24 protein-coding genes are annotated in these 24,850 nt (G+C 69.4%); 18 read left to right on the top strand and 6 right to left on the bottom strand.

Going from position 1 to position 24,850, the window contains the following annotated elements:
- The first annotated feature begins 81 nt into the window (after positions 1-81).
- Genes JIG36_RS14965 through JIG36_RS14955 form a run of 3 tightly spaced genes read left to right on the top strand, consistent with a single transcriptional unit; the run spans position 82 to position 1,841 of the window.
- Entirely contained in the window at positions 82-558 is a 477-nt protein-coding gene (locus tag JIG36_RS14965) for a GntR family transcriptional regulator (protein WP_307872719.1), read from the top strand.
- Positions 533-1,384, top strand: a complete 852-nt coding sequence (locus tag JIG36_RS14960) for a hypothetical protein (protein WP_203376896.1) — start codon at positions 533-535, stop codon at positions 1,382-1,384. Before JIG36_RS14965 ends, JIG36_RS14960 begins: the two co-directional genes overlap by 26 nt.
- Positions 1,385-1,391: 7 nt before the next feature.
- Complete coding sequence (locus JIG36_RS14955) at positions 1,392-1,841, top strand: NUDIX hydrolase (protein WP_203376895.1); 450 nt, start codon at positions 1,392-1,394, stop codon at positions 1,839-1,841.
- 317 nt (positions 1,842-2,158) lie between these two features.
- Here JIG36_RS14955 and JIG36_RS14950 read toward each other — a convergent pair whose 3' ends face one another.
- Entirely contained in the window at positions 2,159-2,947 is a 789-nt protein-coding gene (locus tag JIG36_RS14950) for a hypothetical protein (protein WP_203376894.1), read from the bottom strand.
- Between the two features lie 549 nt (positions 2,948-3,496).
- Here JIG36_RS14950 and JIG36_RS53245 point away from each other — a divergent pair.
- From JIG36_RS53245 to JIG36_RS14930, 5 genes are all read left to right on the top strand, one after another.
- A complete protein-coding gene (locus JIG36_RS53245; protein ID WP_268919609.1) occupies positions 3,497-3,622 on the top strand; it encodes a hypothetical protein in 126 nt (41 codons plus the stop codon).
- A 927-nt stretch (positions 3,623-4,549) separates the two neighbouring features.
- Entirely contained in the window at positions 4,550-5,233 is a 684-nt protein-coding gene (locus tag JIG36_RS14945; protein ID WP_236047229.1) for a DUF6461 domain-containing protein, read from the top strand.
- A gap of 53 nt (positions 5,234-5,286) precedes the next feature.
- The gene (locus JIG36_RS14940; protein ID WP_203377405.1) at positions 5,287-5,823 is read left to right on the top strand and encodes a helix-turn-helix domain-containing protein; all 537 of its coding nucleotides are present in this window, start codon (positions 5,287-5,289) and stop codon (positions 5,821-5,823) included.
- A 132-nt stretch (positions 5,824-5,955) separates the two neighbouring features.
- On the top strand, positions 5,956-7,251 hold the full coding sequence (locus tag JIG36_RS14935) for a class I SAM-dependent methyltransferase (RefSeq protein ID WP_203376892.1): 1,296 nt from the start codon (positions 5,956-5,958) through the stop codon (positions 7,249-7,251).
- Between the two features lie 123 nt (positions 7,252-7,374).
- Complete coding sequence (locus tag JIG36_RS14930; protein WP_203376891.1) at positions 7,375-7,773, top strand: NUDIX domain-containing protein; 399 nt, start codon at positions 7,375-7,377, stop codon at positions 7,771-7,773.
- 70 nt (positions 7,774-7,843) lie between these two features.
- On the opposite strand, the gene JIG36_RS14925 is transcribed toward JIG36_RS14930, so the two are convergent.
- Positions 7,844-8,626 (bottom strand): hypothetical protein, encoded by a 783-nt coding sequence (locus tag JIG36_RS14925; protein WP_203376890.1) that lies wholly within the window; start codon positions 8,624-8,626, stop codon positions 7,844-7,846.
- A gap of 146 nt (positions 8,627-8,772) precedes the next feature.
- Here JIG36_RS14925 and JIG36_RS14920 point away from each other — a divergent pair, with 146 nt between their 5' ends.
- The gene (locus JIG36_RS14920) at positions 8,773-9,324 is read left to right on the top strand and encodes a YbaK/EbsC family protein (protein ID WP_203377404.1); all 552 of its coding nucleotides are present in this window, start codon (positions 8,773-8,775) and stop codon (positions 9,322-9,324) included.
- Between the two features lie 77 nt (positions 9,325-9,401).
- Here the strand turns inward: JIG36_RS14920 and JIG36_RS14915 are convergent, their stop codons facing one another.
- Genes JIG36_RS14915 through JIG36_RS14900 form a run of 4 tightly spaced genes read right to left on the bottom strand, consistent with a single transcriptional unit; the run spans position 9,402 to position 12,659 of the window.
- Entirely contained in the window at positions 9,402-10,043 is a 642-nt protein-coding gene (locus JIG36_RS14915) for a DsbA family oxidoreductase (protein WP_203376889.1), read from the bottom strand.
- Between the two features lie 11 nt (positions 10,044-10,054).
- Positions 10,055-10,480 (bottom strand): SufE family protein, encoded by a 426-nt coding sequence (locus JIG36_RS14910; protein ID WP_203376888.1) that lies wholly within the window; start codon positions 10,478-10,480, stop codon positions 10,055-10,057.
- 24 nt (positions 10,481-10,504) lie between these two features.
- Positions 10,505-10,897, bottom strand: a complete 393-nt coding sequence (locus JIG36_RS14905) for a CBS domain-containing protein (RefSeq protein ID WP_203376887.1) — start codon at positions 10,895-10,897, stop codon at positions 10,505-10,507.
- A gap of 28 nt (positions 10,898-10,925) precedes the next feature.
- Positions 10,926-12,659 carry a proline--tRNA ligase gene (locus JIG36_RS14900; RefSeq protein WP_203376886.1) on the bottom strand — a complete coding sequence of 578 codons (1,734 nt, stop codon included), beginning with the start codon at positions 12,657-12,659 and terminating at the stop codon, positions 10,926-10,928.
- 137 nt (positions 12,660-12,796) lie between these two features.
- Between JIG36_RS14900 and JIG36_RS14895 the strand changes: the two genes are divergently transcribed.
- The 9 genes from JIG36_RS14895 to JIG36_RS14855 all read left to right on the top strand — a co-directional run bounded on the left by JIG36_RS14895 (position 12,797) and on the right by JIG36_RS14855 (position 24,786).
- Positions 12,797-13,564: an SGNH/GDSL hydrolase family protein gene (locus JIG36_RS14895; RefSeq protein ID WP_203376885.1), complete on the top strand. Its 768-nt coding sequence runs from the start codon at positions 12,797-12,799 to the stop codon at positions 13,562-13,564.
- Between the two features lie 47 nt (positions 13,565-13,611).
- Positions 13,612-14,511 carry a sulfurtransferase gene (locus JIG36_RS14890; protein ID WP_203376884.1) on the top strand — a complete coding sequence of 300 codons (900 nt, stop codon included), beginning with the start codon at positions 13,612-13,614 and terminating at the stop codon, positions 14,509-14,511.
- A 67-nt stretch (positions 14,512-14,578) separates the two neighbouring features.
- The gene (locus JIG36_RS14885) at positions 14,579-16,306 is read left to right on the top strand and encodes an HSP90 family protein (protein WP_203376883.1); all 1,728 of its coding nucleotides are present in this window, start codon (positions 14,579-14,581) and stop codon (positions 16,304-16,306) included.
- Positions 16,303-19,065 carry a tetratricopeptide repeat protein gene (locus JIG36_RS14880; RefSeq protein ID WP_203376882.1) on the top strand — a complete coding sequence of 921 codons (2,763 nt, stop codon included), beginning with the start codon at positions 16,303-16,305 and terminating at the stop codon, positions 19,063-19,065. The genes JIG36_RS14885 and JIG36_RS14880 overlap by 4 nt, the downstream gene beginning before the upstream one ends.
- 44 nt (positions 19,066-19,109) lie before the next feature.
- Entirely contained in the window at positions 19,110-19,715 is a 606-nt protein-coding gene (locus JIG36_RS14875) for a TetR/AcrR family transcriptional regulator (RefSeq protein ID WP_203376881.1), read from the top strand.
- Between the two features lie 62 nt (positions 19,716-19,777).
- Positions 19,778-21,106: an acetyl-CoA carboxylase biotin carboxylase subunit gene (locus JIG36_RS14870; protein ID WP_203376880.1), complete on the top strand. Its 1,329-nt coding sequence runs from the start codon at positions 19,778-19,780 to the stop codon at positions 21,104-21,106.
- 5 nt (positions 21,107-21,111) lie between these two features.
- On the top strand, positions 21,112-21,990 hold the full coding sequence (locus tag JIG36_RS14865) for a hydroxymethylglutaryl-CoA lyase (RefSeq protein WP_203376879.1): 879 nt from the start codon (positions 21,112-21,114) through the stop codon (positions 21,988-21,990).
- 144 nt (positions 21,991-22,134) lie between these two features.
- On the top strand, positions 22,135-23,160 hold the full coding sequence (locus JIG36_RS14860; protein ID WP_203376878.1) for a hypothetical protein: 1,026 nt from the start codon (positions 22,135-22,137) through the stop codon (positions 23,158-23,160).
- Between the two features lie 288 nt (positions 23,161-23,448).
- Complete coding sequence (locus JIG36_RS14855; protein WP_203376877.1) at positions 23,449-24,786, top strand: chaplin family protein; 1,338 nt, start codon at positions 23,449-23,451, stop codon at positions 24,784-24,786.
- Positions 24,787-24,850 lie beyond the last annotated feature (64 nt).

Raw genomic sequence — 24,850 nt, 5'->3', positions numbered from 1 at the left:
CGGTCACTACCCCGTATCCGCCGCGACGCCCAAGCCCGGTATGCGGCTCGCAGGGAAGGGACCGGAGCGGGTGAGGTTGAAGTGCGCAAGCTCAACCTCAAGTCAAGGACGGATTACCGGCGTATCGGCAAAGCTGAGACCCCGGCCGATGTTGCCAAGACTCTTGAGATCTCGCAGGACGCGCCGTCGCTCCTGCGTAGCAGGGTCCTATACGCGAATGACGAGCCTACGCAGATTGCGGACTCATATATTCCCTGGGAAATTGCAGAGGGCTGCGAATCTCTAATGCAGCCGAATGCCGGGCCGGGCGGATCGTACGGGCGGCTGGAAGATTTAGGGCACGGCCCCGTTCGGTTTGAGGAAGAAATTACGGTTCGCATGCCGACCGAGCCGGAACAGCGAACGCTGGACCTGGAGCCGCTCCAGCCAGTATTCCAGATTTGGCATGTGGCCTACACGGCCCGGAATCTACCGATCGCCGTCACTGTGCACGTAATGCCGGGGCACGTATGGACCCTGCACTATGCGTGGGATGACAAGCATTCCCAAGGAGAGTAGCGGGATGCGGGTTACGCTCGCCTCGCAGGCCGCACCGAATCGGGCCGAGAACGAGGACGCGGCAATTCATCTCGGCCAGGTCGTAGGGGTGTTCGACGGCGTAACGGAGCCGAGGGACACCGAAACCGGGTGCGCGCACGGCCCTGCCTGGTACGTGCAACGCCTGACGGCACGCCTACGAGAGGTGATCGACGAAGAGCCGGCTGTCGGCTTGTCGCCCGCTCTCGCAGCTGCGATCACTCGCGTCCGAGACGACCACGGTGGGCAGTGCGATCTGGCCAACCCAGCGACGCCCGCCGCCGCTGTCTGCCTTGTACGTGTCTGTGGCGAAAGGCTGGAGTACCTGATTCTCTCGGACTGCACGCTCGTGGTGGACCAAGGGTCGCAGGTAACCACGTTTACGGATGAGCGGTTCGCCGAGATCATCACACGGCTGCGCCTGAAGGCGTACGCGGAGGAGCCCGCGCAGGCGCCAATTCTTGGCCATACGCCCGGTAAGTACAACCTGGTGAATCAGCCCGACGGTTATTGGATCGCGGGGTCGGACCCGGAGGCTGCATATAGGGCGGTAGTCGGGGACTTGCCGCTTACCGGCTCGAAAAGGGTGCGGCGCGCCGCCCTTTTGACCGACGGTGCATCGTGCGCCGTTGACCTATACAGGATCATGGACTGGAAGACGCTCCTTGACACGCTCGGTCTCGAAGGCCCAGGGCATTTGATCAGCCTGGTACGCCAGATCGAGAACGAGGACCAAAGCAACGTCAGGTACCCGCGCTTCAAGCGACACGACGATTCGACCGCCGCCTTCTGCCAATTCGAGGAGTAGACCCGCGATGGCAAACACACCCCGGCACTCTGTCAGCGTTGCCGCTGTCGTAACGAACGACGAAGGCGAAGTCCTCGTCATCCAGCGTCGCGATAACGCTGCCTGGCAGCTTCCCGGCGGGGTGCTAGAGCTAGACGAGGTCATCGAGGACGGCGTACGGCGGGAAGTCGCGGAGGAAACCGGCGTCACGGTCGAGCCAACCCGACTGACCGGGATCTACAAGAACATGAAGCTTGGCGTCGTGGCCCTGGTCTTCCAGGCTAGGCCGATCGCGGGGTCGCCCGGTCCGACCGAGGAGTCGGTAGCCGCCGAATGGTGGCCGGCGGACCGTGTCGTCGCCGAACTAGACGGAACGTTCAAGACTCGCGTTCGCGACGCGCTCGCCTTCGACTCGTCTCCCGTGATCCGACACCACGATGGAGTCCAGTTTCTCGACGGCGACGCTAGCCAGCGCTGAGCGATGACGACGCCCAGCCTGGAGTGCCCCGCCGCTGTCAACCTCACCCGCCAGCAACTTGAGTGGCTGGCCACACTTCCGATGCCCGGCTACGGGATAGAGCCAGTTCTGACGTGCAGCCTGGAGGTAGGGCACGTCGGGCCGCACGCGAGCATCGCTCAGCACTCCGGTGACACGCAATGGTGGGCACACTGGACACTCCTTGCCTCGGAGATCAAGCCGCTACCGGCATGTCCCGCCCTACGCGTGGATGATCCATTGGTTGACGTAGACGACAACCTCTGTTTGCTCTTCGAAGGTCATCCAGGGCACCACGTCTACTGAGCCAACAGCCGTTCGATAGCCGATCGCAGCCGAGGTATGTCCGAAGAATTCTGATACTTCATGTCTTTCATCTCGATCACGTGAATTCGATTTTTTTCGAGCCCCAGCCATACGTGGCTCGGTGCGGCTTTGGCCACGATGAGAATATGATCGGTGGGTCGCAAGTTTTCTGCTTGCCGAAGATATGTTCGGCGCAAATATGGCGTCGGTACCAACTGAAGCTTCAGGGCGATCAGGATCCGCCGCTTGCCATCGACTGTTTCCACGCCTGCATCGAACCCATAATCACCTTTCACCGCGATGGCGCTGTCGATCAACCGGACCGACGGTAGCTCTTCTACCGCTTCACGCAGGGATTCGAGCGCGAACGCGTAGAACGCCGCTACCTCGACAGCTTCCGCCGAAACCCCCGCGAGCTGTGGAACAGCCCGGCTTAGTTCTGCAGCGCGGCGCGCTTCCTGAGGCTTTTCCTCTGGCGGTGCCTCGGCAACGGTTTCCTGGATGTACTGCTCGACGGCTTGCCACTCGGCCTCGTTGTCGCCGACTTTCAGCCTGCTCGGGAGTCTCCCGCTCATCGACACGAGCGAGAACACTGCGCCGACGAGCAAAAGAGCGACGGGACCCGCCTCGACGTCCGTAGTGAACACGGCTGTGCCCCCGGCGCCGAGACTGCTGATGCCGAGGAATCCAGCGAACCAGCGCCACGACGTCTTCATCTGAGACTGGCCCGACGGGCGCACAACTGGCGGCGTGGGCTCGTCTGGCGCCTCGGGCTCAGTCACCGATCGACCATACGGCCAGTAGTCAAGAGGGCAGGCAACCGGGGAATGACTGGCGCTTCGGCGGTGAGAACTTTCTATACGTCTTCAAGGCGCGGCACGGGATCGACGCCTTGCCGCTTCGCTCTCGGCGTCGACCCGGCCGCGCAACGCCAGCTACCAGCGGACACAAAGAAGCCCGGCAGTCACCCCGGAGGGGACTGCCGGGCTTCTTGAGGTCTGGAGCAAAACCGGTGCCCTCACCACAGTGTTAAGACGTCTTATCCCGTGGGCAGCTCGTCTTCCTGCGACGGGACCGACGCTGGTTAGGCCATTTCCCGGGCGGTCAGCTCGCGCGTCGTTTATCACGGAACGGCAACGAATTACACCGTTGCCACCGGCCATTTCCGGATTCGTACGGCCTCTGACAGCATGGCGACGTCTACTTGGGACCCCCTCCCAGCAGGAGTTTCACCCCGCGTACCGAAGTCATCCGGCCCGAGACCCGCTGAGCCTCGTTTTTGTCAGGGGAGTCTGGGACTCTCTGGAGGTTCCTACGAGAAAGGAGGTGCAATGCCCGACCGGCCCCGTCGGCCGCGATGGTGGGAGATCCTCGTTCGCGTGCTCTACGCGATCGCCGCTCTCACCGGTGCTCTGGCCACTCTGGTCACCGCGGTGAACGGGTTGGAACTCTTCTAGCGCCAACTAGAAGACGCCCCAACCCGGTCCACCAACTACCTATCCCTACTACCTGGGGTCCCGCTCCCGGCTCTGACCGGATCCATGGGCGCGGGGCCCCTTCCATGTCGCAACGATCGACCGGATAGTCCGGTCAGTCAAGCCACGACTTGACAGTATGACCAAGGTACGACATTTATCTGACCGGGAACAACCTCGGACCGACCTTGAGCTGCGAAAACGTCTATCTCGCAAGGGCGTTCGAGTGACCTGCTCTGACTGGTGCCGGTACGGGCGACTGCAGGACCGGCGAGGGGACTGCTCCGATCACGGCTCCCTTGGGTCAGAGCGAGGTAGGCGCTCCCGCTCGACAAAGGCGGAAGCGTCCTGAGCCCGACGTCAAGGACTCTGACCGCGCGCTCAGCGCGAAGCTACCTCCCCGCCGTAGAGTCGACGAGCTTGCCTCCGGCGGCCGGGGCGCTGCCCCGAACCCCGAAGAGACCTGCCTCCGGCGGGCGCTCGGGAAGAGGCTTCCAGGAACGCGCCGTAGGCAAGTCACATCGCGCGGTGGCCGGCAAGCGGTGGGGCGTGCTTGCCGGCCACCGCGCGATGTGATTGGGCAGAGCCCGCGCCCCGGGAAGCCTCGGCCCCCTCCGTTGCCGAAAGATCATCGGGCCCAGATCCGGCCCAGATAAAAGCCGACAGCGCGCGATTACCGCCGACAACCGCCTGTACCAAGCGCCAGATCAAAGGCGATACGCGCGCCGAAATGTCCACGATCCGTCGTTAGGGGTTCAAGTCCCCTGGGCTCCACACATAGATCCCTCCGGCTGAAGCCGGGGGGATTTTTGCGTTCCTCCGGGGATATGTCGACCGGGTCCGGGGGCTCGTGGGTTGTGGACGTTTGATCTACTGGGCGCCGTGCGACGGCGTGCGGTTCTTACGTTGATGGCGGGTGGGGTGCTGGCGGGCTGTGGGTCCGAGCCGGCCCCGGCCCCGGCGCCATCGTTGCCGTCGCCGTCCTCGGTTGCTCTGGGGCGGGAGGCTGTTGCGGCTGACTACTCCTGGTTTGCGCAGGTGGGGGATCTGCGTAAGGGGTTCTGCTTTGTCTGGGTGGGCAACGTGCGGCCGGCTCAGGTGCTTGAGCGGATGGGCGCCAAGGAGCTCGAGCGCATCGGGTGGCAGCAGATGGTGGGGGCGGGGGACGGGCAGCGCGGGGCCATCGAGAAGTACTACTTCGGGGTTTCGCGGCTTGATGACTCGTGGTCGCTTGTCGTCGAGGACAACGGGACGCTGGGGCTCGCGGACGAGTTGCTGAGGCCGCTCTCGGTGGGGACGACCGTGGTCTGTCTGTATCGCGGGGCGGACGGGCGGGGGCGGTTCCTGGTTCTCGAGGACGAGGCGGTGCAGCTCGCTCTCGATCCGATGGAGGCCGGTCGGCGCACCGGGGCGAAAGCGTCGGAACTGGGGACACAGATCGCGGCGGCGGGACTGGGTGGGTCGGCGGACCCTACGGCGGCGGGGTTTGCGCTGGCTGAGCGGCTTACGGGCGTACGGCTCAGCCTGGAGATGCTCCAGGAACGGACGTATCTCTTCAGCGAGGTCCCAACCGGTCAGCGAAAGAGTCAATAGCCGTTCGGTTGTTGCATCGGCGATCGCGTACGCGCCAATATCCACGCGTGACGATGCGCACGGGCGATCTGCTCACCATCGGTGAAGCCGCGATCCTGCTGAGGTTCTCGCGGCGCCGGGTGCTGGACCTCTGCGCCCGCGGCCTCCTTCCGTACGTCGTGATCGGCTCGCACCGACGGGTGCGCCGGGCCGACGTCGAGGCGCTGATCCACCCGGTACTCACCCGGGCCGAACTCGAACAGCTGTGGCTGCACCAGGCCATCGCGGCCCGGCTCGCCGCGTCGCCCGCGGCCGTGCTCGCCCTCGCCGAGATCAACATCCGCCGGCTGCGACGCCTGCACCCGGGCGGCAGCGAATGGGAATGGCTCGACCGGTGGGAGGTGCTGCTGGCCGGCGAACCCGCCGCCGTGCTCGACGCGTTGACCTCCCCGGCCCAATACGCGGTCCGGCTGCGTTCCGCGTCACCGTTCGCGGGCGTACTGTCCGAAAGGGAGCGTCGGGCCGTTCTCGAGGCCCTCACCGAAAGCCGCCGTGACCAGGCACGACCCATGAGACTGGCCAGTCTCGAACGGGTCATGCGCGCAGTGTGAGTCCGCTCATGCGCACCGCATGAGTCCTCCATCACAAAACTACAAAAGCATCTTATGTAATTTGCCGCGTCGGGCGGATAGTGAATCGGTTCCATGATTCACCTCGCGCGATGCAGCGCCCGGGAGGTTCCGATGGCGACCACGATCCCCCACTTCACCACCACCGCGACAAAACTGCAGGGCGTCCTCGAGGCGCTGCTCCAGACCCCGATTCCCGTACGCATCCGCGCCTGGGACGGCTCCACCGCCGGTCCCGCCGACGGGCCCGTCCTGGTCATCCGCCACCGCCGTGCGCTGCGCCGCCTGATGTGGCAGCCCAACGAGCTCGGCCTGGCCCGGGCCTACGTCGCCGGCGAGATCGACGTCGAGGGCGACCTCTACGAGATCCTCAACCGCCTGGCCGCGCTGGTCTGGCGGTCCCCGGACATCAAGGACGTGCCGATCCGGGCCGTCGCGGGTGATCTCGTACGCCTCGGCGTGCTGGGCACCCAGCCCAAGCCACCGCCGGAAGAGATGGTCGTCACCGGCACCCGGCACAGCAAGCGCCGCGACCGGCAGGCCATCAGCCACCACTACGACGTCGGCAACGACTTCTACCGGCTCGTGCTCGGGCCCAGCATGGTCTACTCCTGCGCCTACTGGACGTCCGGCGAGCCCGGCTACGACCTGGCCGACGCCCAGCGCGACAAGCTCGACCTGATCTGCCGCAAGCTCGGCCTCCAGCCGGGACAGCGGTTGCTCGACGTCGGCTGCGGGTGGGGCAGCCTGGCCATCCACGCCGCCCGCGAGTACGGCGTGCGGGTCGTCGGCATCACGCTCTCGACCGAGCAGGCGGAGTTCGCCCGCAAGCAGGTCGCCGAGGCCGGGCTGGAGGGGCGGGTCGAGATCCGGGTCGAGGACTACCGCGACCTCGAGGACGGGCCGTTCGACGCGATCTCCAGCGTGGGCATGGCCGAACACGTCGGCACCGAGCCCTACGCGGAATACGCGGCCATCCTCTATGCCCAGCTCAAGCCGGGTGGGCGGCTGCTCAACCACCAGATCTCGCGGCTGCACCTGCCGCCGAAACAGCCGCACCAGCCGCGCAGCTTCATCGACGCGTACGTCTTCCCCGACGGTGAACTGGCGCCGGTGGGCACCACGGTCACGATCCTCGAACAGGCCGGCTTCGAGGTACGCGACGTGCATGCGCTTCGGGAGCACTACGGCCGCACGCTGCGGGCCTGGGTCGCGAACCTGGAGTCGGACTGGTCGACGGCCGTGCGGCTCACCTCGCCCGGACGGGCCCGCGTGTGGCGGCTCTACATGGCGGCGTCGGCGCTCGCCTTCGAGCAGTCACGTATCGGGGTCAACCAGGTCCTGGCGGTGAAGGATCACCGTGACGGAGCGAGTGACATGCCTCCTACGCGCAGTGACTATTCGGTGTGATCGGTATCGGTCTGTCCTCTTCGGCCAGTGAGAGATCCGTTACACGGGAACGAATGCGGACGTTATCCACAGGCTTCGAAGTTGTCATGCGGAACGAGCGTGGGGCCGGTTAGCCTGCGTCTCGTGAGCGAACGAAAACGGGCCGCTGCCGTGATCGTCCGGGACGGCCGCGTACTGATGGTGCATGAGCGCAGTCGGCGATCCGGTGGCGGTGAGTGGTGGACCTTGCCGGGCGGCGGCCTCGAACCGGGGGAGACCGCGGAAGAGGCCGTCCGGCGTGAGGTGTTCGAAGAGACCGGGCTGGTGGTGAGCGCGGCCCGCCACGTTCTCGAGATGCCCTACCCGTCGGGCATGACGTCGGTGTTCGCGGTGACGGTGGCCGACGGTGAGCCCCGCATCGGCATCGACGACGGGATGGGTCCGGAGTTGCTGGGGCTCGACTGGTTGCCGGCGCCGGAACTTCCGACCGAGACCACGGGCGGCGTCCCGGTGCCGCCGATGATCGTGGTCCTGCCCGCCTGATCGGGCCGCACAACGCGCCCCGGCCGTCGAGGCACGTCGGGTGCCTCCCCGCTCGTCGCTTCAGCACTTGTCAGGCGGCGTTGGTCGCTCCCGCTGCTTCCGAGCCCGCGAAGATGTGGGCGGCGGGAGCGTGCGCCACGGAACGGCCGTGCTTGGCCGGGCCGTGCGACATCGGGTGGGTGGGCAGGGCGGGTGCCGGGCCGGCCGACGGGCGCCGGGCCGACATCATCGGGCCGTGGCCGGCCGTGGGGGCGTGACCGGAGAAGCCGCCGTGGCGCTGGTGCAGAACCGTCCCGTCATCCTCCGGCCGACGGGGTTCGTCGCCGGCAGTGGTCACGGCCGCAGTCGGCGAGGGCGGCGAGATGACGCCGAGGTCAACCGTCGTCGGAAGGTGCCCGGCGCCCGGCTCCTCGCCTGGCTCCTCGTCCGGCTTGACGGTCGGCTGCCGGCCCGGAGCCGCGACTGCGGGAGTGGTCTCGGCGACCGTACGACGGCGCTCGGTGACGAAATAGCCGCAAGCGGCGGCATAGGCGACGGCGAGTACCAGACCGACCGCCCGCGTGGCCGACGAGTGGAACAGCAGGATGCTGGCGAGCAGCGAAGTCTCGGCCCACACGCCGAGCAGAACGGCGTTGGTGGTGTCGGAGCGCGACCAACGGGCCGCCGCGCGACGGGCCTGACGCTTGATCTCGTCGAGCAGCGAATGCCCGAGCCCGAGCGTCAGCGCGCCCAGCAACAGCGTCGCCGACAGCGACTGGTGATCTCCGCCGACGGACGCCGCCATGGCTGTCCCGCCGGCCAGAAGTGCCAGCCCACTGACGGTTCCGACCCGTCCTTCACGTCGCTCCCTCACACCCTCTGACGGTCGGCAGCCGAGGCCGCTTCCTGAGGAAGAGGGCCCGGGCACATCGCGGCTTGTTGACGGGCGCGCCCCACGCCCGGCCCCGAACGGGGGAGGACTACCTGGCGGGGCGGTATTGAGCGAGGATGGCGGACGTGATGGGAACCCTGAAGCTCGAGCCCGCCCAGACCCGCACCGACCTGCTCGCGACCCCGGTCGCCAAGGCGCTGACCGTCTGGCCCGAAGACGCGCCGATCGACGCGGACCAGGTGCTCGTGGCTCCGATCGACGCCCAGCTCGCCGACACGGCGGCCTTCTGCGAGGCGTACGACGTCGGTCTGGACGTCTCGGCGAACTGCGTGATCGTGGCCGGCAAGCGGGACGGTGAGACCCGCTACGCCGCCTGCATCGTGCTCGCCACGACACGCGCCGACGTGAACGGTGTCGTGCGGCGGCGCCTGGACGTCCGTAAGGCGAGCTTCGCCCCGATGGACGACGCGGTGCGTCTGACCGGCATGGAGTACGGCGGCATCACCCCGATCGGCCTGCCCGCCGACTGGCCCATCCTGGTCGACGCCCGGGTGGCCGCGACCCCGCACGTGATCATCGGCTCCGGGGTGCGGCACAGCAAGATCGCGATCGCCGGGCCGGCCCTGGGTGCCCTGCCGGGCGCCGAGGTGATCGAAGACCTCGCCAAGCTGATCGGCTGACGTATCGACGCTGGTCGATCACGTTTCACGTGGAACCTCATCGACCGGCGTCGAAATTCACGGATGGGTGGCGAGGTCTACCGACCCGCTTCGACCGCTTCCCGCCGGATGATTTCGTTGAACGCCTCGACCAGGGTCGCCGGCTCCTGCGCCCCCTGCAGGGCGAACTTCCCGTCGACGAGGAAGAACGGCACGCTCGTGATGCCCAGCTCGCGCGCCCCGGCCAGGTCGGCGTTCACGGCATCGGACCCGGCGTCGGAGTCGAGGTAGGCGGCCGCTGTCTCCGGGTTCAGCCCGGCCGTTCCGGCGATCGCGGCCAGCGCCGGTCGGGAGCCGATGTCGAGCCCGAGGGCGAAATGGGCCCGCTGCAGCGCCTTGACCATCTCGTGCTGACGCCCCAGGCCCGCGGCCCACGCGATCAGCCGGTGCGCGTCGAACGTGTTGGCGGCGATGGCCCGGTCGAAGTCGAGGGCCAGGCCCGCGCCCGCCGCAAGCGACGCAACGGCGGCGAGCATCTGGTCGACGCGCGCCGGGCTGCCGATGCCGGCCTCCATCGCCTGTCGCAGGGGAAGGCCGGGCGGGACCGGGGACGGGTCGAGCTGGAACGCCCGGTACGTCACGGTGACCTCGGTGTCGAGTTCGGCGATGGCCGACTCGAGCCGGCGCTTGCCGAGATAGCACCACGGGCAGACAACGTCGGACCAGACCTGGATATCCACGGGACGCTCCCTCAGCGTTGGGCCGCGACCTGGCGTTTCAGGCGGGACAGGATCGCCGTGCCGCCCCGGATCCGCAGCGGGCTGATCGCCTGCGACAGACCCATCCGGGCGTAGAGGTCGTCGGGCACCCCGAGGATCTCGGTGGTCGTCGCCCCCTCGAGGCCCTCGGCCAGGATGCCCGCGAAGGCCCGCGTGGTCGGCGCCTCGGGCGGGCAGTCGAAGAACACCTCGACGGTGTCGTCGGGCCGCACCGTGGCCTTGAGGAAGAACTGGGTCTGGCACTCGGGCACCTGCTCCATGCCGTCGTGCCCGGCCAGGTCGGCGGGCAGCGGCGGCATGGCGTCGGCGAACTCGAGCAGCATCTCGAGCACCACGTCGCGCGGCGCCGAGGCGAACTCGTCGACGATCCCGGCGAGTTTCTGGGGCATGTCGGTCACGGCACCGACAGTAACGCGGCCCTCCTAGGCGGGCGCCGATGTGGGGAGCAGCGCCACGTCGCTGAGGCTCAGGATGCCGACCACCTTGCGGTCGGCGTCGCACACCAGCAGCCGGCGGACACCCCGCTCGCGCATGGCCTGGACCGCCTCGTCGATCGTGGCCGACTGCTCGACCATGATCAGCTCATGCGCGGTGATGTCGCCGAGTGAGGTCGTGCGCGGGGGCAGATTCTCCGCGATCGCGCGGACCACGATGTCGCGGTCGGTGATCACGCCGATCATCGTCGGACCGCGGGTCACCACCACGTCGCCGATGCCGCGGTCACGCATCACCTGCGCGGCCTCGTCCAGCATCGTCGCCTCCGGCAGGTAGACCACCTGCCGGGTCATGACCTCGGCGACTGCCGTCCTCGCCATGCGCATGCACCTCCCGTTGTGAATGGGGTTACCCGAGTGAAGTAGCGATTACACGTGGTATGTCCGTGACCGCCACATCGTTTCGTTCCCCTGTGCGGCGATCGCGAAATTCGACGTAACCCTCGGCCGACCGGCGCCCGACCACGACGGACCGGGTGACCCCGATCAGTTCGGCGTCGGTGAACTTCACGCCGGCCGAGACCTGGGGCCGGTCGTCGACCAGCACCCGCAGCCCGGCCGCGACCAGCTCCCCGGCCAGCTCCAGGGCGGCTGCGACCTGGCCGTCCTTGCCGGCCGCGACGATGTGCACGTCGGCCGGGGCCACCTCGTCCGGCCAGAGCAGGCCGCGCTCGTCGTGGTGCTGTTCGGCGATCGCCGCGACGGCCCTCGACACCCCGATGCCGTAACACCCCATGGTGGGCCGGACCGGCTTGCCGTCCACGCCGAGCACGTCGAGCTTGAACGCGTCGGTGTAGCGCCGGCCCAGCTGGAAGATGTGGCCGATCTCGATGCCCCGGCGCATGGTCAGCTCGCCCGCCCCGCAGGCCGGGCACGGGTCACCGGCGCGGACGTCGGCCGCCTCGATCGTGCCCTCGGGGGTGAAGTCGCGACCGGCCACCACGTTGATGGCGTGCCGGCCCGGTTCGTTCGCCCCGGTCAGCCAGGCGCTGCCGGCGACCACCCGCGGGTCGGCCAGATAGCGGGCCTTGATGCCCTGCGGGCCGATGTAGCCCTTGACCAGGTCGGGCCGGGCCGCGAAGTCGTCGAAGAGGGTGGCCGTGGCCGGGGCGAGCGCGGCGTCGAGCCGCCTGAGGTCGACCTCGCGGTCGCCGGGCACGCCGATCACCAGAACCTCGTCCGGCCGGCCCGGGGTGTGCACGGTGACCACGACGTTCTTGAGGGTGTCGGCCGCCGTCCAGTCGCTGCGGCCGCCGAGGGCGCGGGCGTTGGCCAGGTCGACCAGCGAGGCGATGGTCGGGGTGTCGGGGGTGTCGTGCACCTCGAGCGCGGGCGCCGTGACCCGGGGCGATTCCGGCGCCGGGGTCACCACGGCCTCGGTGTTGGCGGCGTAGGAACACGAGGTGCAGCCGACGAACGTGTCTTCGCCCACCTCGGCCGTGGCCAGGAACTCCTCGGAGGCGGACCCGCCCATCGCGCCCGACATGGCCGAGACGATCGTGTGGGACAGCCCCAGCCGGGAGAACGCGCGCTGGTAGGCGACGCGCATCGAGGCGTACGCCTCCTCCAGCCCGTCGTCGGTGAGCGAGAACGAATAGGCGTCTTTCATCAGGAACTCGCGCCCGCGCAGCAGGCCGCCGCGGGGCCGGGCCTCGTCGCGGTACTTCGTCTGGATCTGGAACAGCACCAGCGGGAAGTCGCGGTAGGAGCTGGTCATGTCCTGCACCAGCAGCGTGAACATCTCTTCGTGGGTGGGCGCCAGCAGATAGTCGCCGCCGCGCCTGTCCTTGAGCGTGAAGATGTCGTCGCCGTACTCGGTCCAGCGGTTGCTCACGTCGTAGGGCTCACGCGGCAGCAGCGCCGGGAAGGCGACCTCCTGCCCGCCGGCGGCCGCCATCTCGTCGCGCAGGATCGCCGAGACGCGGTCGAGCACGAGCTTGCCGAGCGGGAGCCAGGTGTAAGCACCCGGGGCGGCGCGGCGGACGTATCCGGCGCGCAGCAGCAGCCGATGACTCGGCACCTCCGCGTCCGCCGGCTCCTCCCGCAGGGTCTTCAGGAGCAAGGTGGACATTCGCAACAGCATGCGGAGCAGCGTAGGGAGGTTGACGCACGGGAGCACCCCTATATCGAAGTGTCGCCAGCGTCACGCTACCCAGCGCCTTGATCGAGTGGAAATGTGTTCCCCACGGGAAAAATTAAAAGAGCGTTAAGGGGGCGGCGATGGCTTGGCGAAGCTTCGTTGCTATGGGAGACAGCTTCACCGAGGGCCTGAACGACGCGTACCCGGACGGCAGCTTCCGGGGCTGGGCCGATCTGGTGGCCGCGCGTCTGGCGGTCGACTCGGGACCCGATTTCGGTTACGCCAATCTCGCGATCCGCGGCAAGGTCATGCACGAGATCGTCGACGAGCAGCTGGAACCGACCCTGGCGATGCATCCCGACCTGGTCAGCATCGCGGCCGGCGGCAACGACGCCCTGCGCGTACGGGTCGACCCGCACGCCCTCGTGATGGAGCTCGACGGCGTGGTGCGGAGGCTGCGCGAGTCGGGTGCCCAGGTCATCCTCTTCCGGTTCGCCGACGTCACCGTCAACCTTCCCGCCATCCTCGGGCGGCGCGCGGCCGTGCTCAACGACGGCGCCTCCATGCTGGCCGAGCGCTACGACACCCTGCTGGTCGACCTGTTCGCCGACGACGCGTTCCACCACCCGCACATGTGGGCGCCCGACCGGCTGCACCTCTCACCGGCCGGCCACCGCCGCACGGCCGGACACGTGCTCAACGCTCTCGGTGTCGGCGCGAACGAGGACTGGATGCTGGTGCCACCCACGCCCGAGCCCACCCCGTGGCTGCTCGCGCGCGGCGCCGACCTGCGCTGGGCCCGCGAGCACCTGGCCCCCTGGGTCGGCCGCCACCTGCGCGGACATTCGTCGGGCGAGCTCGTCACGGCCAAGCGCCCGGCCCTGGCCCCGATGGGCTGCAAAGAGTGACGGAGAGCGCGCCGGATCGAGCGCTGCGAAGGGCTAGCGTGACAGTCATGTCTGTTGCGAACGATCCGGCGCCTGCGCTCCAGGCGTACGCGCATCCCGACAAACTCGTCACCACCGAGTGGCTTGCGGCGAACCTCGACACTCCCGGCCTCGTGGTCGTCGAGTCGGACGAGGACGTGCTGCTCTACGACACCGGGCACATCCCGGGCGCGGTCAAGGTCGACTGGCACCTCGAGCTGAACGACCAGATCACCCGCGACTACCTCGACCCGGCCGCCTTCGCCGCGCTCTGCGAGGCCAAGGGCATCGGCCGCGACGACACGATCGTCTTCTACGGCGACAACTTCAACTGGTGGGCCGCGTACGCCCTCTGGGTCTTCAGCCTGTTCGGCCACCGCGACGTGCGCCTGCTCGACGGCGGACGGCAGAAGTGGGCGGCCGAGGGCCGCGAGCTGACCCGCGAGCGCACCGAGCGGCCGGCCGCGAAATATCCGGTGCCGGTGCGCAACGACGCCGAGATCCGGGCCTTCCGTGACCAGGTCATGGGGCACATCAGCAGCGGCCGCCCGCTGGTCGACGTCCGTTCCCCGCAGGAATACACGGGTGAGCTGACGCACATGGAGGCCTATCCGCAGGAGGGTGCGCTGCGCGGCGGGCACATCCCGGGCGCGGTCAGCAAGCCGTGGAAGTCGGCGGCGAACGAGGACGGCAGTTTCAAGCCGGCCGACGAGCTCACCAAGATCTATCGCGACGAGCTGGGCCTGGAGTCGGGCGACGACATCATCGCCTACTGCCGGATCGGCGAGCGGTCCAGCCACACCTGGTTCGTGCTGCGCCACCTGCTCGGATATCCGCAGGTCCGCAACTATGACGGCTCGTGGACCGAGTGGGGCAATCTGGTGCGCGCCCCGATCGCCACGGGCCCGGAGCCGGGCGGTCTGAGCTGACGAACCGAAACGGGGCGGGTGGGAAACCGCCCCGTTTCTGTCGCCCGTTCGCGGTACCTTCTCCGCCGTGAGCAACACGTTCCAGGTCGATCTCCGCGGCATCGTCGATCTCCTCAGCCACCACCTCTATGCGAGCCCCCGGGTCTATGTCCGTGAGCTGCTGCAAAACTCGGTCGACGCGATCACCGCGGCCGGCGGGCCCGGGCTGGTCTCGATCACCACCGGCTCCGACATGCTGCGCGTCACCGACAACGGCATCGGCCTGACCGAGGCCCAGGTGCACGAGCTGCTGGCCACGATCGGGCGCAGCTCGAAACGCGACGAGCTCGGCTTCGCCCGCCACGAGTTCCTCGGCCAGTTCGGCATCGGCCTGCTCTCCTGCTTCCTGGTGGCCGACGAGATCCGCGTGCACACCCGCCGCGCCGGCGCCGAGCCCGTGCTCTGGACGGGATACTCCGACGGGCGTTACGAAGTGCGCCCCGGCGACGAGCGCGAACCCGGCACGACGGTCACGCTGCTGCCCCGCCGCGGCTCCGAGACGCTGCTCACCGCCGAGACCGTGCGCGAACTGGCCGGGCTCTACGGCTCTCTGCTCCCGGTGCGGGTCGAGGTCGACGACGTGCCGGTCACCACCGGCGAGTTGCCGTGGCGCGGGGGCGACCTGGTGGCGTACGCGCAAGAGGTCTTCGGTTTCCGCCCGCTCGACGTGGTGCCGCTCGACGTGCCCGAGGCCGGCCTGACCGGCGCCGCGTTCGTCCTGCCGACCCCGGTCAACCCGGCCGCCCGCGGTGGTCATCGCGTCTATCTCAAGCGCATGCTGCTGGCCGAGAGCGTCGAGGGCCTGCTGCCCGAGTGGGCGTTCTTCGCCCGCTGTGTGGTCGACAGCACCGAACTGCGCCCGACCGCGAGCCGTGAGGCGCTCTACGACGACAGCCTGCTCGCCGACACCCGCCAGGCCATCGCCGACCAGTTGCGCGGCTGGCTGGTGCGTCTCGCCTCGACCGACCCGCGCCGCCTCGGCGAGTTCCTTTCCATCCACCACCTCGGCGTCAAGGCGCTGGCCCTGCACGACGACGAGATGCTGCGCCTGGTCGAGCAGTGGGTGCCGCTCGAGACGAACATGGGTTTCGTCACGCTGGCCGAGTTCCGCGAGCGCCACGGCGTGCTGCGTTACGCGGCCGGCCACGACGAGTTCCGCCAGCTCGCGTCGATCGCCGCCGCTCAAGACCTCGGCGTGATCAACGGCGGCATCGTCTACAACTCCGACATCGTCGAGCGTCTGGCCACTGTAGATCGCGAGGTGCGGGCCGAGCGGCTCGAGCCGTCCGACGTCGCGGCCCGGTTCTCGGCCGTCGACACCGAGACCGAGCTGCGGTTGCGCCCCTTCCTGGCCGTTGCCCAGCGCCGCCTCGACCGGCTCGGGTGCGAGGTGGTGGTCCGCGGGTTCGACCCGGCGACCGTCCCCGCGCTCTATCTCGTGAGCCGCGCCGCCGCCTTCAACGAGCAGTTCACCCAGAGCCGTGACGCCGCCGACGACCTGTGGGGCGGGGTGCTCGACGCACTGTCCCGCGTGACGACGGTCGACCGTCCGCAGCTCGTGCTCAACCACCGCAATGCCCTCGTACGCCGCATCACCGCGCTCGCCGACCCCGAGCTCGCCGGCCTGGCCGTCGAGTCGCTGTACGGCCAGGCCCTGATGCTCGGGCAACACCCGATCCGCCCGGCCGACGCCGCGCTGCTGACCAGTTCGTTCATGGGCCTGCTGGACCGGGCCGTCCCGGGGGAGGACAGATGAGGACAGCCGACGAGCTGTGGGAGTTGTGCCGGCAGGCCCGTTCGCTGCCGCACGGCGCGGCCCAGATCGCCCTGGTCGAAGAGGTCCTGCGCCACGCCGACACGGTGAACGACCCGCAACTCGCCTTCCACGTGCGGCTGCTGGCCACGAACGCCTACACGTACGGCGGTGAGCCGGCCAAGGCGTTCGTCACCTTCGCCTGGAGCCTGGCCGACTTCGACCGCAACCCCGGCGCGCACCACGAAAGCGGCAAGCACACCCTGCTGTGGCACTTCAAGACCATGGTCAACGCGATGACCAACTTCCCCGAGATCCCGCTGGACCGCACCTATGCGGTGCTCGACGACATGGAACGCCGCTACCGGGAAGACGGCCACAGCATGCAGGCCGTCTACAAACACCGCTACATCGTGGCCGACCACGTCGGTTCGCCCGAGGCCGACGAGTGGTTCGCCCGCTGGCAGGCCGCACCCCGCGACGACCTCTCCGACTGCATCGGCTGCGACCCGTCCTCGGTCGCCGCCTATTACAACGAGCGCAACCGTTTCGCCGACGTCGTGGCGACCGCCGAACCGGTGCTGGCCGGCGAGCTGACCTGCACCGAGCAGCCCCAGGGCATCCTGCGTGAGCTGATGGTGGCCTACCTTCGCACCGACCGGCTCGACGAGGCGGCCGACGCCCACCGCCGGTCCTACCGTCTCGAGCGCGGCAACCTGGCCGACCTGTGGAACCTCGGCACCCACCTGGCGTTCTGCGCGCGCACCGGCAACGAGCACCGCGGCCTCGAGATCCTGCAGCGGCACATCGACTGGCTCGACAACGCGCCCTCGCCCGCCGCCGAGATGCACTTCTCGGCCGACGCCGCGATGCTTCTGCGCCGCCTCACCGAGCTCGGCCACGGCGACGCGGTCGTCCACCGGCGCGAACGTGGCGACATCACGGCCGCCGACCTCGCCGCCGAACTCTCCGCCCGCGCCACCGACCTGGCCGCCCGGTTCGACAAGCGCAACGGCACCGACCACCAGGGCCGGTCGATCGCCGACAGCCTGAACGCCGAGCCGTATGCGTCGGTGCTGACCCTCTCGCCGACCGCCCGCCAAGCCGCCCCCACCCCGGCGCCCGTCATGCCGGCTCCCGCCCCGGTCGACGAGGTCCCGGTTGCAGCCGATGCGGCCGAACTGCTCGACCTGGCGAGGCAGCACTGGCGGGCCGACCGTGACGACGATCTGGAAGCGACGCTGGCCGCTCTCGACGCCCGCTTCCCCACGCTCGACGACCCGCTGCTCCGCGCCCGCCGGGAGCTGATGATCGGCAACCGCCGGCAGTCGCCCGAGCACTGGTCGCGGGCGCTCGAGCTGTTCGAGGAGGCGGGCGCGACCGGTGACGCCAGCACGCTCCGGGCCCGCATCGCGATCAACCACGGATACGAGGGTGACCAGGTCGACGAGGAACCGATCCGGGCCGACGTCACCTACCAGGAAGAACACGGCGGCGCGTTCGAGCGGGCCAACGCGTGGGCCCGACTGTCCATTCTGCACCTGATGAACGAGCGCATCGACGAGGCGAACGAGGCCGGCGACCGCGGCGACGCCTACGCCGCCGAGACCGGCGACCCGCGCATGGTCGCCATGCACGCGATGTGGCGCTCCCGCAACCGGATGGCGGCCCACCGGCACGAGGAGGCCGCGGCCGCGGCGCGTGCGGGATGGGAGTTCTACCGCGCGAACGGGCCGGCCCGCCGGATGGCCGAGGCCGCCATCTACTGGGGCAACACCACCCACGACCCGGCCGAGAAGGTCGAGGCGTTCAGCGCCGTGCTCGCCGTCGGGGAAGACGACATGGCCCTCACCGCGCGGGTCGGCCGGGGCAACGCGTTGCTGCGCCTCGACCGCCCCGACGAGGCGATCGCCGACCTGACCGAGGCCGTGGCCCTCTGCGCCGAGAACGACCTCGAAGCGGGCGGCGCCTACGCCCGGGGCGACCTGGCCCGCGCCTACCGGATGGCCGGCCGGCCGGTCGAGGCGGCCGAGGTGGCCGAGGAAGCGCTCGCGATCTTCGAGAAGCTGGACGACGACGAGACCGCCGACAACACCCGTTACATGCTGGCCGGGCTCTATCAGGAGATCGGCGACCGGGACGGCGCCCTCGTCCTCTACCGCACCCTGATCGAGCGGCTGGCCGACAACCCCGCCGGTCGTGGCCAGATCACCGAAGACGCGGCCGGCCTGCTCTTCGACATGGACCGCGACGCCGAGGCGGCCGAGCTGTTCCTGGCCGCGGCGTCGGCCCTGCGCGAGGCCGAAGACCCGATCGGCGAGCTGCGCGCCCTGCGCCGGGCGGTGAGCGCTCTGCACTATGCCGACCAGCCCGAGCGCGGCGAAGAGGTGATCGCCGAGATCGGTGCCAAGTTCGACGCGCTGCCCAGTGAGCTCGCGGCCGAGCCCAACGCGATCTTCCAGCGCAACCTGACCGCGTACGAGGCCGGTAATCTGCTGATGTCCCGGGGGCGTTACTCCGAGGCGTTGCCCCACCTGCGCGGCGCTCCCGAGCGGCTGGCGGCGATCGGCGCCACCGATCAGGCCGACCGCATCGAGGGCATGCTGGGCGAGGCGCTGCTGCGCTCGGGACAGCCGGCCGAGGCCGTGGCGTTGCTGCGGGCGCTGCTGGAGCGCATGCCCGACAACGCCCCGACCCGCGAGATCGCGGTGCGGGTCCACGACGAGGCGGTGGCTGCCCTGGAGGGCCGTTCCACATCCTGAACGCCCGTTAAGGCCAGGGCTTGACAGCGGGTTAAAGTGGCCTCGTGACAACGGTTGATCAGCAGCAGCGCCAGGGCCCGCCCGCGCCCCGGCGGCGGTCGCGCCGCGACGAGATCCTCGAGATCGCGGTCGGTCTGTTCGCGGCCCGTGGCTACCACGGCGTGTCGATGGACGACATCGGTTCCGCGGCCGGGGTGACCGGGCCGGCGCTTTATCATCACTTCGCCGGCAAAGAGGCGATGCTGGTCGCGGCCCTGATCCCGGTGAGCGAGAGCCTGCTGCACGGCGGCAAGGCCCGCGTGGGCCAGCACCCCGAAGACGCCAGCGCCGCGCTGGCCGACCTGATCGACTTCCATGTCGAGTTCGCGCTGGCCAACCCGGCCGTCATCGCTCTGCACCTGCACGAGCTCGACCGCCTGCCCGAAGAGCCGCGCCGCCAGATCCGCCGCCTCCAGCGCCTCTATGTCGAGGAGTGGGTGGGCGTGCTGGCCATGCTGCGCCCCGAGCTCGACGCCCCCGAGGCACGGGTGCTCGCCCACTCGGCGTTCGGCCTGATGAACTCGACCCCCTTCCTCGGCGGCGAGGTCGACCGCCGTCGCCGCGCGGCGCTGCTGCGCGAGGCCACCATGCACGCCCTGACCGGGCGGTAAGGCGGCCGCACCAGAGAGAGTGCCCCACAAGGGCCACATCACAGGAGAAGAGAAGGTCAACGATGATCGACTCGCTGCTCATCGCCAACCGGGGCGAGATCGCCCGCCGGATCATCCGGACCGCACGACGGCTCGGCATCCGGACGATCGCGGTCCACTCCGACGCCGACGAGGGCATGCCGTTCGTCCTCGAAGCCGACGAGGCGGTGTGTGTCGGCCCGGCCAACCCGGCCCAGAGCTACCGCAACACCGAGGCGATCCTGGCCGCCGCGAAGTCCACCGGCGCCCAGGCCATCCACCCCGGCTACGGCTTCCTCAGCGAAAATGCCGCCTTCGCCCGCCTGGTCGAGCAGAACGGCCTGATCTGGGTCGGTCCGAGCGCCGACGCGATCGAGGCGATGGGCGACAAGATCAACGCGCGCAACCTGATGGCCGCCGCCGGCGTCCCGGTCGCACCGGGCACGCAGGAGCCGGTCGCCACCGAGGGCGAGGCGGTCGAGGCGGCCGCCGGCATCGGCTACCCGATCATGGTCAAGGCCGCCGCCGGCGGGGGCGGCATGGGCATGGCCGTCGCGAACGACGAGGCCGCGCTGCGCACCGAGTTCGAGAAGGTGCGAGCGTTCGCCGAGCGCATGTTCGGCAGCGGCGATGTGCTGCTCGAGCGTTACTTCCCCCGTGTGCGCCACGTCGAGGTGCAGATCCTCGGCCTGGCCGACGGCCGCGTGATCGCCCTCTCCGAGCGCGAGTGCTCGGTGCAGCGCCGCAACCAGAAGCTGGTGGAGGAGGCGCCGAGCCCGGCCGTCGGGCCCGAGCTGCGCGAACGTTTCCTGGCGGCCGCGGTCAAGGCGGGCGAGGCGGTCGGCTACCGCAACGCCGGCACCGTCGAGTGCCTGCTCGACCCGGCCACGGGCGACTTCTTCTTCCTCGAGATGAACACCCGCCTGCAGGTCGAGCACCCGATCACCGAGCTGATCCACGGCATCGACCTGGTCGAGCAGCAGCTGCTGATCGCATCCGGTCTCGAAACCACCATCACCACCGCCACCAGCGGTCACGCGATCGAGCTCCGCATCAACGCCGAAGACCCGAAACGCTTCCTCCCCGGTCCCGGCCCGATCACCACCTGGGTCGAGCCGTCCGGCGAAGGCGTCCGCATCGACTCCGGCTACGCCGAGGGCACCACGGTCGGCATGTCCTACGACTCCCTGATGGCCAAGTTGATCGTCGTCGGCGCCGACCGCGACGAGGCGGTCGCCCGGGCCCGGGGTGCGGTCGCCGGGTTCCAGATCGCCGGCCCCAAGAACAACCTGCCGTTCTTTGCCGAGCTGCTGGAGAACGACGAGTTCCTCTCCGGCGACTACGACACCGGCATCGTGTCGCGGATGCGGTGAGTGCGATGACATCCGTGAGCATCCGTGAGGTCGCGCCCCGAGACGGCCTGCAGAACGAGGAGCCCGTCCCCACCGACGCCAAGGTCGCGCTGATCGACGCGCTCAGCGGCACCGGGGTCCGGCGGATCGAGGCGGTCTCCTTCGTCCACCCGAAGGCGATCCCGCAGATGGCCGACGCCGACGAGGTGTGGGCCCGGGTCGACCGCCGTCCCGGGATCCGCTATTCGGCGTTGATCCCCAACACCCGGGGGGCCCAGCGTGCGCTGGCCGTCGGCTTCCGCGAGATCGAGGTCGTGGTGTCCGCTTCGGACACTCACAACCGGCGCAACCTCAACCGCTCGACCGAGGAGTCGCTCGACGACATCGCGTCGCTCACCCCGCTGATCCACGAGGCCGGGGCGACGGTCGAGGTCATCGTGGCGACCAGCTTCGGCTGCCCGTTCGAGGGTGACATCGACCCCGATCGGGTGGCCGGCATCGTCGCCCGCGTCCGGGCCGACGGCGCCGACCGCATCGCCTTCGGCGACACGACCGGCATGGCGACCCCGCGCCGCGTGCGCGACCTCCTTTCCGCCGTACGCCCCGACCTGCTGCACTTCCACAACACGAGGGGCACCGGCCTGGCCAACATCCTGACCGCGCTCGACCTCGGGGTCACCGAGTTCGACGCCAGCGTGGGCGGGATCGGTGGCTGTCCTTATGCCCCGGGCGCCTCGGGAAACGTGGCCACCGAAGAGGTCGTCCACATGCTCCACGACATGGGCATCGACACCGGAATCGACCTCGATCGCCTGATCAGCGTGGCCGAAACGGCCGAGAAGATGCTCGGCCGCACCCTCCCGTCGGGTGTGCTGCGTGCGGGGCCGCGTACCAGATTGGTGTGAATTACTTCGCACTGACCCGCGATCATTTTTCCTATTTGTCCGCGTGACCCGGTCCCCGTCGTTTCGTTACCAATATCGAGTGGCCGATATCGCCGAATGCGGCGGATCCGCCACCGGTTCAGTCGACACGACGAGGGGCGGATCATGACGGGACTGGGGGTCGAGCGCATGCCGCGCGCGGCGTACCCGTTGCCGTCGGATGCGCCCGCCGGCGACTCCACGCCCTTGCCGCCTCACATCCAGGGGGCGGAGCGGCGGTCGGAGAACCGCGCGCGACACACCGGCATCCGGTGGGGTCTGCGTGTGCTCGTCGTCGGCGGCCTGGCCGGTGCGGCCTGGCTGCTCACCGGCACCGCGGCTCAGGCGGCGGACCACGCGGACGGGCCGGACGGCTCGTTGCTCGGGTCCGTGCTGGGCTCGGACGCCGACTCGCCGGTCCTGGGGCTCCTGCAGGCGGCCGCCCAGCCGCTGGAGAACACCCGACCGGCACATCACCAGCGCCACATCGTGGCCGACATCCTCGACGTCCCCCGGCAGGTTCTGACCCGCCCGGCGGAGACGGACGACGACCCGGCCGGCCACGATTCGTCCGGGACCACTGTGGACGCCCTCACCGGCATCGACAAGGTCCTGGGGGAGGTCGCCGCCCCACACCGCCCTACCGGCGAAGCGGCGCCCGACCAGCGGCTCACCGACGAGTTCCCGGCCGACGACTCCCCGCAGCTCGCGGAGGAGGAGCCGGTAGCCCTCCCGCAGGAAACCGAGCGGGAGACGGAACCGGAACCGAGCCGCACCCCGGTTCACCAGGCCAAGCCGGCCCCGGCCACCGGCGGTCACGCCGTCGTCCGGATCAAGCACGGCAGGGCCTCCTCCGCACCGTCCGCCCACCGGCACCATCGGGCCGCTCACGCGGTGTCCGCGGAGCCGGCGACGGAGCAGGAGGAAAGCACCCCCGGCGGTGACGGACCAGCCGCGCCCTTGCGGCTGCACCTCGGGGACGTCAGCGGTACTCCGACCAGCGGGTCGGGGACTCCGACGGAAGGTGGCTCCGCGGCCTTCCTGCCGGTTGCGATCGCAGACAGCACCATGGCCAGCCATGCGGCGGCGATCGCGTCCGATGTCGAGGCCCGGCGGCACGACGCCGAGGCACCGACCGTCTCACCTGACTGAGTGATGGCGCCCGGCGGTCCGCCCGACCGCCGGCGAACCCTCCCGGCACCGGCTTCGGTGTCGCGTTCCGGCCCGATTCCCGAACCGCTTGCGAACAAGCGGCGAATCGCTCATGCCTGAATCACACGCACCGCACCGAAGCGCCGGATGGGCGCGCGTCGACAAGCGGGGTCAGGGCAGAAAGAAACCGAGCCAGGGCACCGCTGCGCCCGAATGCAGTCCGGCACGCCTCCAACTTAATAAGTCACACCATTTGCCGAAACATTATTGAAAGGCATTTCTTTTCTCATGAAGACTTGGGTTCGTAAGACTCTGAGCGTCGGCGTCCTGGCCGCTGGCGCCCTGCTGTTCGCCCCGGCTGCCGCGCAGGCCGACAGCAAGCAGGTCACCGGTGCCAACAACGGCATCCTCAACGGCACCCAGATCGCTGTTCCGGTGAACGTCCCGGTCAACGTCGTCGGCAACTCGCTCGCCATCCTCGGCGCGGCCGACGCCCGGGGCATCGGCGTCAACCGCACCGAGAGCGGCCGGCGGGGCGACGCCCAGGTGACCGGCGCCAACAACGGCATCGCGAACGGGACCCAGGCCTACCTGCCGGTCAGCGTTCCGGTGAACGTGGTCGGCAACTCGGCCGCCGTGCTCGGTGGCGCCAGCGCGACCGGTGTCGGCGTCAACCACACCGAGAGCGCCCGTACGACCGAGGGCGCCCGCGGCGGCTGGGGTGGCGACACCCAGTTCACCGGAGTGAACAACGGCATCGCGAACGGCACGCAGATCTACGCGCCGATCGACGTTCCGATCAACGTCTGCGGCAACTCGCTCGCCATCCTGGGCGGCGCCTACTCGCAGGCCATCTGCTCGAACGACACCCGTGGCGGCAGCCACTTCCACCGCGGTGGCAACCGGCACCGCGAGAGCGCCCAGGGTCACCGCGGCGGCCGTGGCGGCAACGTCCAGGCGACCGGCGTCAACAACGGGATCCTGAACGGCACCCAGCTCTACGCGCCGATCAGCCTGCCGATCAACCTGTCCGGCAACTCGGCCGCCCTGCTGGGCAGCGCGAGCAGCCGCGCCATCTCCCGCAACGAGTCCACCCACGGTGACGACTTCGTGCAGGCCACCGGCGCCAACAACGGGATCCTGAACGGCACCCAGGTCGCCGTGCCGATCAACGTTCCGGTCAACGTCTGCGGCAACTCGCTCGGCATCCTGGGCTCGGCGCACTCCGCCGCCGCCTGCTCGAACGGTGGGGGCTTCGACTTCCGCGACCGTGACCGCGACTGGGACGGCGACGACTGGGGCCGCCCGCACCGCCCGGGCCACGGCCACGGCCACGGCGGCAAGGACGACGACGTCAACGGTGTCGGCGACGTGGACGACGACGACTACAAGGGTGACGGCGGCGTCCGCGGCGACGACAACAAGGGCTACGGCGACGTGCAGGACGACGCCGCGGGCGAGGAGCCGGCCGACGACAACGCCGGCTACGGCGACGTGCAGGACGACGCGACCGGCTCGGACAGCAAGAGCAAGGGCGGCCGTGACACCGAGGCCTCCCCGATCTCGGGCCTGACCGAGACCGTCGGCGGGGTCGGCAGCCTGGGTCTGCTCAACACCCTGCGCTGAAACCCGCTTTCCCACGGGGGTTAGCGAAAGACCGGGTCGCACCGGTCCCGGGTGCGACCCGAAC

It is taken from the genome of Paractinoplanes ovalisporus, from assembly GCF_016834655.1.
In the GTDB taxonomy this organism is placed as follows: Bacteria; Actinomycetota; Actinomycetes; order Mycobacteriales; family Micromonosporaceae; genus Actinoplanes; species Actinoplanes ovalisporus.
This window is presented reverse-complemented; position numbering and strand designations above follow the sequence as displayed.

What these genes read in the sequence shown, in the direction of transcription:
- JIG36_RS14940 (WP_203377405.1), top strand. Translation starts at nt 5,287, where the DNA reads ATGCGCACGGGCGATCTGCTCACCATCGGTGAAGCCGCGATCCTGCTG.
- JIG36_RS14890 (WP_203376884.1), top strand. Translation starts at nt 13,612, where the DNA reads ATGTCTGTTGCGAACGATCCGGCGCCTGCGCTCCAGGCGTACGCGCAT.
- JIG36_RS14935 (WP_203376892.1), top strand. Translation starts at nt 5,956, where the DNA reads ATGGCGACCACGATCCCCCACTTCACCACCACCGCGACAAAACTGCAG.
- JIG36_RS14960 (WP_203376896.1), top strand. Translation starts at nt 533, where the DNA reads ATGACAAGCATTCCCAAGGAGAGTAGCGGGATGCGGGTTACGCTCGCC.
- JIG36_RS14905 (WP_203376887.1), bottom strand. Translation starts at nt 10,897, where the DNA reads ATGGCGAGGACGGCAGTCGCCGAGGTCATGACCCGGCAGGTGGTCTAC.
- JIG36_RS14865 (WP_203376879.1), top strand. Translation starts at nt 21,112, where the DNA reads ATGACATCCGTGAGCATCCGTGAGGTCGCGCCCCGAGACGGCCTGCAG.
- JIG36_RS14955 (WP_203376895.1), top strand. Translation starts at nt 1,392, where the DNA reads ATGGCAAACACACCCCGGCACTCTGTCAGCGTTGCCGCTGTCGTAACG.
- JIG36_RS14920 (WP_203377404.1), top strand. Translation starts at nt 8,773, where the DNA reads ATGGGAACCCTGAAGCTCGAGCCCGCCCAGACCCGCACCGACCTGCTC.
- JIG36_RS14855 (WP_203376877.1), top strand. Translation starts at nt 23,449, where the DNA reads ATGAAGACTTGGGTTCGTAAGACTCTGAGCGTCGGCGTCCTGGCCGCT.
- JIG36_RS14945 (WP_236047229.1), top strand. Translation starts at nt 4,550, where the DNA reads ATGGCGGGTGGGGTGCTGGCGGGCTGTGGGTCCGAGCCGGCCCCGGCC.
- JIG36_RS53245 (WP_268919609.1), top strand. Translation starts at nt 3,497, where the DNA reads ATGCCCGACCGGCCCCGTCGGCCGCGATGGTGGGAGATCCTCGTTCGC.
- JIG36_RS14895 (WP_203376885.1), top strand. Translation starts at nt 12,797, where the DNA reads ATGGCTTGGCGAAGCTTCGTTGCTATGGGAGACAGCTTCACCGAGGGC.
- JIG36_RS14860 (WP_203376878.1), top strand. Translation starts at nt 22,135, where the DNA reads ATGACGGGACTGGGGGTCGAGCGCATGCCGCGCGCGGCGTACCCGTTG.
- JIG36_RS14900 (WP_203376886.1), bottom strand. Translation starts at nt 12,659, where the DNA reads ATGCTGTTGCGAATGTCCACCTTGCTCCTGAAGACCCTGCGGGAGGAG.
- JIG36_RS14870 (WP_203376880.1), top strand. Translation starts at nt 19,778, where the DNA reads ATGATCGACTCGCTGCTCATCGCCAACCGGGGCGAGATCGCCCGCCGG.
- JIG36_RS14880 (WP_203376882.1), top strand. Translation starts at nt 16,303, where the DNA reads ATGAGGACAGCCGACGAGCTGTGGGAGTTGTGCCGGCAGGCCCGTTCG.